This window comes from Pseudoduganella lurida, assembly GCF_007830455.1.
GTDB lineage: Bacteria > Pseudomonadota > Gammaproteobacteria > Burkholderiales > Burkholderiaceae_D > Rugamonas > Rugamonas lurida.
Map to the genome: position 1 here is coordinate 341,013 of NZ_VLLB01000004.1, position 11,408 is coordinate 352,420.

At 67.8% G+C, this 11,408-nt stretch carries 10 protein-coding genes; 5 read left to right on the plus strand and 5 right to left on the minus strand.

Translation table 11 applies throughout. The features are described from left to right. Positions 1–123 precede the first annotated feature (123 nt). Genes IP91_RS13970 through IP91_RS13980 form a run of 3 tightly spaced genes read right to left on the minus strand, consistent with a single transcriptional unit; the run spans position 124 to position 3,586 of the window. On the minus strand, positions 124–1,896 hold the full coding sequence (locus IP91_RS13970; RefSeq protein ID WP_145649674.1) for a putative bifunctional diguanylate cyclase/phosphodiesterase: 1,773 nt from the start codon (positions 1,894–1,896) through the stop codon (positions 124–126). Next, on the minus strand, positions 1,893–3,206 hold the full coding sequence (locus IP91_RS13975) for a sensor domain-containing diguanylate cyclase (RefSeq protein ID WP_229474389.1): 1,314 nt from the start codon (positions 3,204–3,206) through the stop codon (positions 1,893–1,895). Before IP91_RS13975 ends, IP91_RS13970 begins: the two co-directional genes overlap by 4 nt. Beyond that, a complete protein-coding gene (locus IP91_RS13980; protein ID WP_145649675.1) occupies positions 3,203–3,586 on the minus strand; it encodes a phosphonate transporter in 384 nt (127 codons plus the stop codon). Before IP91_RS13980 ends, IP91_RS13975 begins: the two co-directional genes overlap by 4 nt. 241 nt (positions 3,587–3,827) lie before the next feature. Here IP91_RS13980 and IP91_RS13985 point away from each other — a divergent pair, with 241 nt between their 5' ends. Both IP91_RS13985 and IP91_RS13990 read left to right on the plus strand, forming a co-directional pair. After that, the gene (locus tag IP91_RS13985; RefSeq protein ID WP_145649676.1) at positions 3,828–4,070 is read left to right on the plus strand and encodes a hypothetical protein; all 243 of its coding nucleotides are present in this window, start codon (positions 3,828–3,830) and stop codon (positions 4,068–4,070) included. A gap of 259 nt (positions 4,071–4,329) precedes the next feature. Then, a complete protein-coding gene (locus tag IP91_RS13990) occupies positions 4,330–7,281 on the plus strand; it encodes a TonB-dependent receptor domain-containing protein (RefSeq protein ID WP_145649677.1) in 2,952 nt (983 codons plus the stop codon). A gap of 31 nt (positions 7,282–7,312) precedes the next feature. Here the strand turns inward: IP91_RS13990 and IP91_RS26050 are convergent, their stop codons facing one another. Continuing rightward, entirely contained in the window at positions 7,313–7,777 is a 465-nt protein-coding gene (locus IP91_RS26050; protein ID WP_158643141.1) for a GNAT family N-acetyltransferase, read from the minus strand. A 719-nt stretch (positions 7,778–8,496) separates the two neighbouring features. Between IP91_RS26050 and IP91_RS26055 the strand changes: the two genes are divergently transcribed. After that, on the plus strand, positions 8,497–9,357 hold the full coding sequence (locus IP91_RS26055; RefSeq protein ID WP_158643142.1) for a CAP domain-containing protein: 861 nt from the start codon (positions 8,497–8,499) through the stop codon (positions 9,355–9,357). A 205-nt stretch (positions 9,358–9,562) separates the two neighbouring features. Here IP91_RS26055 and IP91_RS14005 read toward each other — a convergent pair whose 3' ends face one another. After that, entirely contained in the window at positions 9,563–9,991 is a 429-nt protein-coding gene (locus tag IP91_RS14005) for a hypothetical protein (protein ID WP_145649680.1), read from the minus strand. Between the two features lie 162 nt (positions 9,992–10,153). On the opposite strand from IP91_RS14005, the gene IP91_RS14010 reads away from it, so the two are divergent. Beyond that, positions 10,154–10,867, plus strand: a complete 714-nt coding sequence (locus IP91_RS14010; RefSeq protein WP_145649681.1) for a S24 family peptidase — start codon at positions 10,154–10,156, stop codon at positions 10,865–10,867. Positions 10,868–10,884: 17 nt separating this feature from the next. Further along, the gene (locus IP91_RS14015; protein WP_145649682.1) at positions 10,885–11,292 is read left to right on the plus strand and encodes a hypothetical protein; all 408 of its coding nucleotides are present in this window, start codon (positions 10,885–10,887) and stop codon (positions 11,290–11,292) included. Positions 11,293–11,408: the final 116 nt, after the last annotated feature.

Consider the following 11,408-nt stretch of genomic DNA (forward strand, 5'->3'; position numbering starts at 1 on the left):
CACAGCGCCCGGGACGGAGGAACGCAGCCAGCGGCCTGTCCGCGAGCCTGACCCCAGCCTTTCCCCTACGCGGTCAGTGCGAACGCCGAAGGCAAGGGAGCCCCCAGCCATCGCCGCCATGCTCTAACCGGCCCGCAACCAGTCCACCAGCGCCGGCGACTCCAGCGGCCGGCTGTACAGGTAGCCCTGCGCCTTGTCGCACTGCAGGCGCCGCACCACCTCGGCCTGCTCGGGCGTTTCGATGCCCTCGGCGACCGTGTTCATGCCCAGGCTCTGCGCCACCTTCACGGTGGCCTCGATCAGCACGCGGTGGTGGTGGCTGGTCTCGCTCTGGCTGACGAACGAGCGGTCGATCTTCACCGTGTCGACGGGCAGCAGGTGCAGGCTGGCCAGCGACGAGTAGCCGGTGCCGAAGTCGTCCAGCGCCAGCGTGATGCCCAGCGCCTTCAGCTCGTGCAGGCGCTGCTGCACGTCGGTGTCCTGCGCGGCCAGGCTTTCCGTCACCTCCAGCTGCAGGCTGCGCTCGGGCATGCCGGTGTCGCGCAGGATGCGCGCCACGGTCTCGGACCAGCCTGGCTGCGCCAATTGCGCGCGCGACAGGTTGACGGCCATCAGCCGCGGCGCCAGCGTGCCCAGCTCCGCGCGCCAGCGCACGAAATCGCGGCAGGACCGTTCCAGCACGAAGTCGCCCAGCGCGCCGATCAGGCCGCTCTCCTCGGCCACGCCGATGAACTCGAACGGCGGCACGATGCCGCGCACCGGATGGCGCCAGCGCACCAGCGCCTCGACGCCGGTGGAGTGGTCCGTCACGCCATCCGGCAGCAGGCCGACGACCGGCTGGTAGACGACGAACAGCTGCTCGCCCTGCAGGGCCTGGCGCAGCTCCATCTCGATGTCGTTGCGGCGCGCGGCCCGTTCGCGCATGGCCGCTTCGAAGCGCACGTGGCGTGCGCCGCCGGCCCGCTTCGCCTCGCGCATGGCGATGCCGGCGTCGCGCAGCAGCTCGTCCGGCTCGTGGGCATCGCCCCAGGCCACGCCGATGCTGACATTGCAGACGACCTCGTGGCCGTGCATCGAAAAGCCCCGTCCCACCGCGGCGATCAGGCGGGCCGCCACGCTCTCGGCATCCTCGACGCGGCGCAGCCCGTCCAGCACGACGACGAATTCGTCGCCGCCCACGCGGGCCGCCAGCTGGCCGCCGCTGCGCACGGCGGGAATGTGGTCGGTGGGCGGGCGCAGCACGTTGCGGATGCGGTCCGCCATCAGCACCAGCAGCGCATCGCCGGCGGCCGAACCGAGCGTGTCGTTCACCTGGCGGAAGCGGTCGCAGTTCATGAACAGCACGGCAAAACCGGTATCCTCGCGCCGTCCCCCAGCCACGCGCACTTCGCCCCCATGCAGGTCGCCATGGCGGCGCAGCAGGATCGCGCGCAGTTCCTCCTGCACGGCGGCGCGGTTCGGCATGCGCGTGAGCGTGTCGGTGCGCGCCTCGGAGGACAGCCGGCTGGCCAGCCGCTCCTGCTCGCGCCGCGCTTCCAGCGTGATGTCGCTGACGGCCGCCATCAGGCGCTGCGAATCGAGCTTCATCACGTTCAAGGACAGCACCTGCGCACCACCGGGCGCATCCGGCACCACCACGCGCAGGCCATCGACCACGTCGCCGGACGGGTTGGCGAAGGCGCTCACGGCATCGCGCAGTTGCGGCACCGCGTCGTTGAAGATGGTGAACAGGTTGTCGAGCTCGCCATCCGGTGCCAGCGGCATCAGCAGCTGCGCGGCCATCGGGTTGAGCATGTCCACCGTACCGTCCATGCCCGCCTGCAGCAGGCCGATCGGCGTGCGGTACAGGAACTGGATGAGCGCTTCGTAAGCGAGCTTGTCGTCCGCCTGCGTCATGGGGCATCCTCCAGGTCCGGCGACCAGCGCACGATGCGGTTGCGCCCGGCCGCCTTGGCGGCATACATGGCGCGGTCGGCGCGGTGCAGCAGCGCATCCACGCCGGCCACCTGCGCATCCCAGCTGGCCACGCCGGCACTGAACGTGAAGCGGATCTCGGTGCCCTCCCACGGCACGCCCTGCAGCTCGATCGCGGCGCGCAGGCGCTCGACGACGGCGCTGGCCTGGATCACGTCCGTCGAAGGCAGCAGCACGGCGAACTCCTCGCCGCCCAGGCGCGCCACCACGTCCACCGCGCGGAACACGCCGCGCAGGGCCTGCGCGAATGCGCCCAGCACGGCGTCGCCCGCGGCGTGGCCGTGCGTGTCGTTGATGCGCTTGAAGTGGTCCAGGTCCAGCATCACCAGCGCTACCGGGCGGGGGAAGCGCTGCGCGCGGCCCAGTTCCATCTCGACCGCGTAGAAGAAGGCACGGCGGTTCGCCACGCCCGTCAGGTGATCGCTGAAGATGGCCTGGCGCCAGGTTTCGCTGGCCTCGCGGCGGTCGGTGATATCGCGCAGCACCAGGCTGTAGGCAGGGTCCGTGTCCGGCGCCTGCGGATCGCGTTCCGGCAGCGGCGCGATCAGCACGCTGCCCCAGAACGGCGTGCCGTCGGCGCGCAGGCGCAGTCCTTCGTCCAGGCTCCAGCCGCTGTCGTCCGCCTCGCGCAGGCGGTCGCGCAGGCCTTCCGGCGTGGTGGCATCGGCCGGGTCGAACACCGAGTACGGCTGCCCGACGATGGCCTGCGTGTGGCCCGTGACGCGGCCGATGCTGGCGTTCCACTGGTCGACGCGCCCCGCGCCATCCAGGCTCACCAGCGCGTAATCCGTGATGCTGGCCAGCAGTGCGTTGAGCCATGCATCGCTCTGGCGCAGCTGGCGTTCGCGCTGGACCTGCAACGTGACATCCTGCAGCACGGCCATCAGGCGCTGGCCATTCAGCTTCAGCAGGCTGAGCGACAGGATCTGCGGCGTGTTGCGCTGGCCGCCATGCAGGTGCAGGTGCTGCCCGTCGCACACCATGCCGCTCGGCGCGGCGAAACGTTCGCAGGACGCACGCAGGTCCGGCGCCACGTCCTGCAGCGCCGTGAACAGGTTGTCCAGACCGCCATCGCGCGACAGCGGCATCAGCAGCTGCGCGGAGATCGGATTGATCAGCGTGATGGCGCCATCCATGTCCGCCTGCACCAGGCCCACCGGCGCCAGGTACAGGAACTGGATCAGCGCTTCGTGCTCGGCCGCTTCATCGCTGCCGGACGGAAAACCGCTCACGACTGGCGCTGCACCAGCACGTAACGGACGGCCGCACCGGGCAGCGCCAGCAGGCGCAGCTGCACCTTGGTCGGCCGCATGCGCAGCGTCAGCACGTAGGGAATCGTCACGTCCAGCGCGCCGCCCTCGGCCAGCGCATCCTCGAAGCGCTGGGCCACCATGAAGTTGTTCATGCAGGGCGCCACGCTGGTGAAGAACGGCTGGCCCAGCACGGCCTGCGGCGACAGGCCGGCGGCCTGCGATTCGAAGCGGTTGTAGCGCTGCACCACGGTCGCGGCATCGAAACCGATGACGCCGAACGCGGCCTCGTCGAGATCCGCGTCGCTCAGTGCCGCCAGTTGTTGGCCCAGGTCGGGCTGGTCGAAAGCTAGGGCTTCCATCCGGATCTCCAAGAAATTGCGCAAAAGAAATGAATGCTGACATGCTCACAATAGGCTGTCAACGGGCGTTTGATAAATCGAAGATATTTGCAAGGCGCTGAAACAGGTTTTTACAACAGGCAATCGCGCGCAGCCGCACGCGAGGCGGTGCTAGAGTCAGGCCTCGCGTGATCGATTAATCTTTTTGTAATCGGCTCCCTGCAATCATAAACCCAATAACTCGCAAATAAAGGACCACATCATGAACATGACCAAAGCCCTTTTCGCAGCCGCCCTGTGCGCCGGACTGGCCGCTTGCAGCACCGCCGAAACCACCAGCACCGCCACGGACGCTTCCGGCGCCAGCGCCGCCTCGGCCACCGGCTCGAACTCCGGTTCGAACCCGGCCACGTGGAACCAGGATGGCAACACGCCGACCACGGCCACGCCAGGCACCTCGCCAGCCAATCCAAGCAACGCCGACGACAACTCCGTCAAGAAGTAAGCGCAGCCGTTCCGCGCCACTGGCCCGCTTCGGCGGGCTTTTTTTTCGCCCGCGTTTCGCAGCAGGGCCCGTGTCTTGGTGCCTGGCACCAGGACATGGCCGAGCTTGTGTCCTGGTGCCTGGTACCGGGACACGGACCCGACAGTTGCACGCGTCTCTTGCAGCATGCTGCTGTTGCGCGCCCGTCCGGATATTTTCCAGCGGCCGGAACCATTTACCCCGGCCGTGGTCATAATGCTGTCATCAAGGGGAGGCAGCCATGAACGCGTATGCACGAGCGTGGACGGATGCGGTACAACCCTCGGCGGTGCGGGCCACGGGCGCGCCGCTTGCCCCCCGTGCGCGCCGCCGACGGCGCGGCAGCGCTGCCCTCGCCGCGGCCTGTGCCGGCGCGATGCTGCAGCTGGCCCCTGCTGCCTTCGCGCAGGAGCCTGCGGTGGGCCAGTCGATCCAGCGCGTGATCGTCACCGGCTCGAACCTGAAGCGCATCGAAGCGGAAACGGCCATGCCCGTGCAGGTGATCCGGCACGAGGAAATCACGCGCATCGGCGTGAACACGGTGAAGGAACTGCTCGATACGCTCACCTCGTCGGACCGCCAGGCACTGTCCGATGCGGGCGGCAGCAATTCCTTCGCGGGTGGCGCCTCCGCCGTGGCGCTGCGCGGGCTGGGCAAGCAGTCGACGCTGGTGCTGCTCAACTCGCGGCGCGTGGCGCCGTACGCGCTGGCCGACTACAACGAGGTGTTCACGAACCTCGATGCGCTGCCGCTCGATGCGGTGGACCGCGTGGAGATCCTGCGCAACGGCGGCTCCGCCGTGTACGGGTCCGATGCGGTGGCCGGCGTCGTCAACATCATCACCCGCTCGGACTACGAAGGCGTGCAGGCGCGCGCTTCCCACAACCAGTCCACGCAGAATTCCGAGTTCCACGAATCGACGGCGGCCATCACGGGCGGCTTCGGCAACCTGGCCACGGACCGCTGGAACGTGCTGGCCAATATCGAGTTCTACCGGCGCAAGGCCGTCAACTGGCGCCAGGCGGTGGACGACATCAATCCCGATTACGGCGACGCGTTTTCGGCCGTTGCGCCGGGCAGCGGCCTGATGTTCGGCAGCCGCGGCGCGCCGTCCACCTTCAGCTTCCCCGGCAATATCATCGGCCAGGGTGCCCTGCCCGGCTGCGCCACCGTGAACGCGGCCGGCCTGTGCGTGTACGACCGCTTCGCCCACTTCCAGGCGCAGCCCGCCGCCCACCGCGTCAATGCGCTCGTCTCCGGCAAGTACCAGTTCAGCGATGGCCTGGAAGCGTTCGGCGAGCTGCTGCTGTCGCGCACCAAGACGGATTACTCGGGCGCCCAGACCACGTATGGCTCCACCACGGCGGATGCGATCTGGGGCAACCCCGCCACGGGCGAGCAGCGCAGCTTCACATACCGGTTCCTGCCCCCCACCCATCCCCTGAACGAACTGGGCGAAGAAGCGGAACTGCGCTACCGGTTCGCGGACGATCCTTCCTACCGCCACACCGTGAGCGACCAGTACCGTGCGCTGACGGGCCTGCGCGGCACGTGGCGCGACTATGACTGGGAAACGGCGCTCGGCATCATGGGCAGCAAGACGAAGGACCGCAGCCGCGGCGGCTTCTTCAGCCTGTCCGGTTTCCAGCAGGTGATCGGCGCCACCGATGCCACCAGCGACGATCCTCTGCTGTTCAACCGCGCCTACCGGCTGGGCGAACTGAACACGCCGGAGGTGGTGAACACGCTGTTTCCCGAGAACGGCTACGACGGCAAGATCACCCAGACCTTCGTCGATGGCAAGATCACCGGCGAAGTCGCGAAGCTGGGCGGGCGCGGCGTGAACCTGGCGCTGGGCGGCGAAGTGCGGCATGAAAAGTTCGAGATCAACCCCTCGGCCAACCTGCTGGCGGGCGACATCGTCAGCAACGGCGCGGCCACCTCGAACGCCAGCCGCACCAATGCCTCCGTCTTCACCGAAGCCAACCTGCCGCTGCTGGACAAGCTGGAACTGATCGGCGCGGTGCGGCTGGACAAGTTCAAGGACGTGAAGGCGCACGCCTCGCCGAAACTGGCGGCGCGCTGGGAAGCCACGCCCCGCTTCCTGCTGCGCGGCACGTTCGAAAAAGGCTTCCGCGCGCCGAACCTCACGGAGAGCGCGCAGTCCAGCAAGTTCGCGTTCGACAACGGCCAGTTCGACCCGAAGCGCTGCGACCAGGCGCAGGCGCTGGCGAACGACCTGCGCGCCCAGTCCGATGCGCTGCCCGCCTCCGATCCGAACAAGGCACTGCTGGCGGCACGCGCCGATATCGTCGAGGGCAACGAATGCGCGACCGGGATCGCGAGCACGGTGCGCAACAACCCCGGCCTGAAACCGGAAACATCGAAAAGCACCACGCTCGGCTTCGCGATCGAACCGGTGTCCGGCACCAGCTTCACGCTGGACGCCTGGCGCATCGAACGCAAGGACGAGATCGGCGTGAAGACAACGGCCGAGCTGCTGGCGGCCGAGGACTCGCTGCCGCCGGGCACCGTGATCCGGCAGTCCCTCGACCAGGACCGCACCTTCACGGCGGCGGAACGGCAGCGCTATGGCGTGACGGCGGGTCCGCTGTCCGCTACCACGGGCATGTTCGAGAACACCGCACAGACGGTGACGCGTGGCGTGGACCTGTCGCTGGGCTCGCGGGTCGATACGCCGCTGGGCCGGCTCAACGTCACGGGCAATGCCACCTACCTGTTCGAGTACAAGGAATGGGCGCCCACGCGCAACGGCACGGGCGGCTGGGGCGACAACCTGGCCGGCCGCTGGAACTACCCGAAGACGGTGGCCAACCTGACGGCAACGCTCAGCCGCGGCGACTTTGCGCACACCGTACGCAGCAACTTCCGCAGCTCCACCACGCTGCAGGGCGACTACTACGACGACGAGTACAGCGCGCAGGGCTGCGAGGACCGCGGCTGGACGCCGGCCCAGTGCCGTGTCGCGTCGTTCGTGCGCTGGGACTACAACCTGAGCTACTCGGGCATCCGCAACCTGACGCTGTCGCTGTTCGTCCGCAACGTGCTGAACCACCGCCCGCCGCTCGACCTGTACCAGTTCAACAGCTCCGGCGGCGGCGTGATCCCGCAGGATACCGATGACGTGCAGGGCCGCTCGGTGCGCATCACGGCCGAGTACAAGTTCAAGTGAGCGTCACCAGTACTGCGCTGCCAGGTTGCTGCTATCCGCCGGCATTGCCCGGCAACGCCAGCCGGTAGCGCAGCTTGACGCGCTCGCCGCGCCGGTACGTCTCATAATAGGGCGGAATCTCCACTGCCTCCACCAGTTCGCAGCCAATGCGTTCCAGCGTGCGCCGGCACGCCGCGTTGTCCGGGGTGGTGGTGATCCACGCGGTATCGATGCGCAGCTGGGCCACTTCCGGCAGCAGCAACAGCACGGCCCGGGCCGCATAGCCGTGGCCGCGGTGCGCCGCGTCGACGGCGAAGCCGATGTGGCCCAGCAGGTGCGTGTACACGCGCGTGTGGCCGTCGCGCAGGCTGATGGTGCCCACCCGCGTACCGTCCGCCACGATGTGATAGCGCCAGGCACGCACGCCCCACGGCGAGTTGGCCGGGATGAACGCGGTCTCCAGCTCGAGACGAAGGTCCACGGCCGGCGATACCGTGACGGCACTGCGCCCGGACACTTCGACTGCTGCAGGCAATGTGGCCGGACCCGTGGCCGGACCCATGGCCGGACCTGTGGCCCGATCGGCAGCCAGATCTGGAGCCAAATCTGCAGCCGAATCTACAGCGAAATCTGCAGGCAGTTTCGTGGCTGCCCCCGCCTCCACCACCACGCCCGACCGCGTCCCCGGTCCAGCGTCCGACGCTGCCCCTGCCGCCGCCCCTGCTTCCAATCTTGCGCCTGAACCCATCCGGGTGGCCCCTGCCGATCCCGGCACGTACAGCGGTGGTTTTGCGAACATGGTCACTTCGATGTGAAAGGCTGGTTAATTGCAGAGTGAGTCGCGATGCCACCTGCATCCGGCAGCAAAATCGAACGCCCGATCGAACGCCAACTTCGATGCGGCGTCCAATGCGAGCCTGGTCTGAATCGACGCCGACGTGGACCGGACCCGTGGCGGCGTCCGGATCCGGAATCGACGCTGGATCGATGCCTGTATCGATGCCTGTATCGATGCCTGGATCGATGCTGGATCGCGATGCTGGATCGAACCCGGATCAACCCTGCATCGAGGCCGGCAAAGCCGACAGGGACGCCGAAACGGCCCCGCCGGGAACGTCGAACAGACTGTTGACGATCTTATCACGCGTCGTCAGGGATCCACATTCGGTGGTTGAATGCTGGCCATTCCTGCCGAACTCCACTACCATATATTTCCACACAGCATTAAATATATCCATGCGTTCACATCTTCGCAACGTCCTGCCGCTCGCTGCCGTCTTCGTCGCCACGTGCGCCGCGCCGGCTGCCCACGCCAGCCAGTCGCCACGCGAACTCGTCTCGCTGATCAATGCCTACCGCGCAGCGCCCGGCACGTGCGCTGGCCGCCCGGCCGCGCCCGTGGCACCGCTGGATGCGGCACCGGCGCTGTCCGGCATCCGGATCGGTGCCGGCATGTTCCTGGAACCGGCGCTGGAACAGGCCGGCTACCCGGCCGACCATGCGGAAGCCATGTCGATCACGAATGTCAGCGACGCATCCGACGCCATGCGCACGCTGCGCGAACACTATTGCACCCAGCTGCTGAGCACGGACGTTTCGGCGATCGGCGCGGTGCGCTCCGCCGCCGGCTGGGACATCGTGCTGGCCCGTCCCCATCCCGAGCGCCGCCTGCCGGCCCCGGGCGACGTCGCCGACGAAGTGCTCGCCGCCGTGAACGCCGCACGGGCCCAGCCGCGCAACTGCGGCAGCCGCCACTTTGCCGCCGCACCGCCGCTGCGCCTGAGCCGCCAGCTCGATGCCGCCGCCGTCAATCACAGCACGGACATGGCCGAACTGCGCTACTTCAGCCACCAGGCGAAGGATGGCAGCGTGGTGGGCGACCGTGCCATCCAGGCCGGCTACCGCTGGCGCGCGATCGGCGAGAACATCGCCTCCGGCCAGGAATCGGCCCGCGCTGCCGTCGATGGCTGGCTGGACAGCCCGGGCCACTGCGAGAACATCATGAACGCCGCGTTCACGGAAATGGGCATCGGCTACGCCGTCAACCCGGAACGGGGCCGCGTGTACTGGACCCAGGTGCTGGCCAGCGCGCGCTGATCCGCCAAGCGGGACAGCGCTGCACGGCGATTGTCCCGCATCGTCTCCACAACGTAACGACACCCTCCTCCCACGACCACCCCGCAGCGACGTCGTCGCAGTGCAGGCGCCGTCACGGCAATCTGTGGCATCACGGCAGCGCCAGTAACGCGCCCGATTCCACAGGCTGCGGTGACAGCGCGCCGCGACCATCGCAGCGCCGTCCTCACAGCGACTTCCTGACATCGCGCACCACCCGCGCCGCATCGCGCGCCATCTGGCCGATGTCCTTGTCCTTGCGCCGGTCCAGCCAGCGCACTACGCCTCCCAGCAGCCACCAAGACGGCAACCCCGCCAGCACCAGCACAGGTACGGCTACGAACAGGATGCCCAGCGCGGCAGGGATGCCGCACAGCTTCATCACCAGGCCGGCGGACACGAACAGCGACGGCCACCACGAATGCAGCGCCACCAGCAGGAACGGACCGATGATGCCGGCCATCGCCACCGCGCACAGCAGCCGGGACCCCGCCTCGCCACGGGAACGGGGCCGCCGGAACAGGCAGGTCAGCGCGAACGCCGTGACGCCGGCGCCGAGTGGCGGCCCGAAAATGGTAATGAGCGCGCTGGCGGCGGCCCCCGCTTCGATGTTCATGCTGTCTCCTCGCTGTGGCACGGCAGCCAAAAGTTCCGCGTTTTCGATTGAGCGAACGCATAAACATGTTCAGACCGCTTGCAACCGACTTTATCAATTGATATATTTCGAGTCAAGCGTTTGATAATTTATCAAACGATAAATTTATGGTCTGATCTCGGCATGAATATGTACCAATACCGCAGAGAGCGCCTGACGTCCCTGATCCGCGAGCAGTACGGCGGCATCCGCAAGATGCTGGCCGATGCCAGCGGCTGGAGCGAGGCGCGCATTTCGCAGATCCTGTCGTCCACCTATCGCGAGGGCCGCGCCTTCAGCGAGAAGATCGCGCGCAAGCTGGAAGACGATTTGGCCCTGCCGGCCATGTTCTTCGACCAGGGCGCGATCACGGTGCCCGAGGAACCGGCGGCCGCGCCCAGGTTCCGGCGCGTGCGCGCGATCGACGAGGACACGCCCGGCATCGTGCAGATCCGGCGCGTGCGGCTGCGCCTGTCCGCCGGCATCGTCGGCTTCGCGATCGATCCGGATGAAGAGGCGGGCCCGCCCTTCAACGTGGAAGACGACTGGATCGCCCGCAACCGCTTCAACCCGCAGGACCTGATCGCCATCGAGGTCACCGGCGAGAGCATGGAACCGCGGCTGTACCGGGGCGACCTCGTCGTGGTCAACACGGGCGACAAGCAGCCGGCCGATGGCCAGGTGTTTGCCGTGAACTACGAAGGCGAAGCGGTCGTCAAGCGCCTGTCGCGCGATGCGGGGCACTGGTGGCTCACGTCCGACAATGCGGACCAGCGCCGCTTCCCCCGCAAGCTGTGCGATGGCGTGAGCTGCCTGATCGTCGGCCGCGTGGTGCTGAAGAAAAGCGAGAACATCTAGTGACGGAGCGAGAGACGATGACACTGCGCCGGCTCGCCTGCGCCTTCGTCGATGGCGTGGAGAACGCCGCCACCCAGTCGCTGCACTTCGTCGACGGCGCGCCGGACCGCGTGCTGCTGGACGCGCCGGGCGCCGTCACGGAGCTGTGCATCTGGGTATCGGTGGACGCTGCAACGAGCCTGCCCTTGCGCCGCCTGGCCCTGTCGCTGTGGGCGCACGGCCAGGAGATCGACTGGATCACCTACGAGGATGCCGCCGTCGCACCGCCCGACGGCTGGCAGGAAGCGGCCTACACGGTCGACCACATCTTCAGCATCCCGCACCACCTCACCTGGCGCGAAGCCATCTTCGAAGTGCGCGCCGCCAGCGAACTGGGTCCGATCGGCAGCGCGCAGCTGACCCTGGAGCTGCCGCCGCCGTTCTAGCCAGCCAAGCTCCCCACCGGCAGAGTGCGTGTCAACTTCGGGGTCAGTCACCAAAGTTGACACGGGCTGATCGCTTACAAGGATGAGCTCGTGTCAACAAACGTGACTGACCCCGA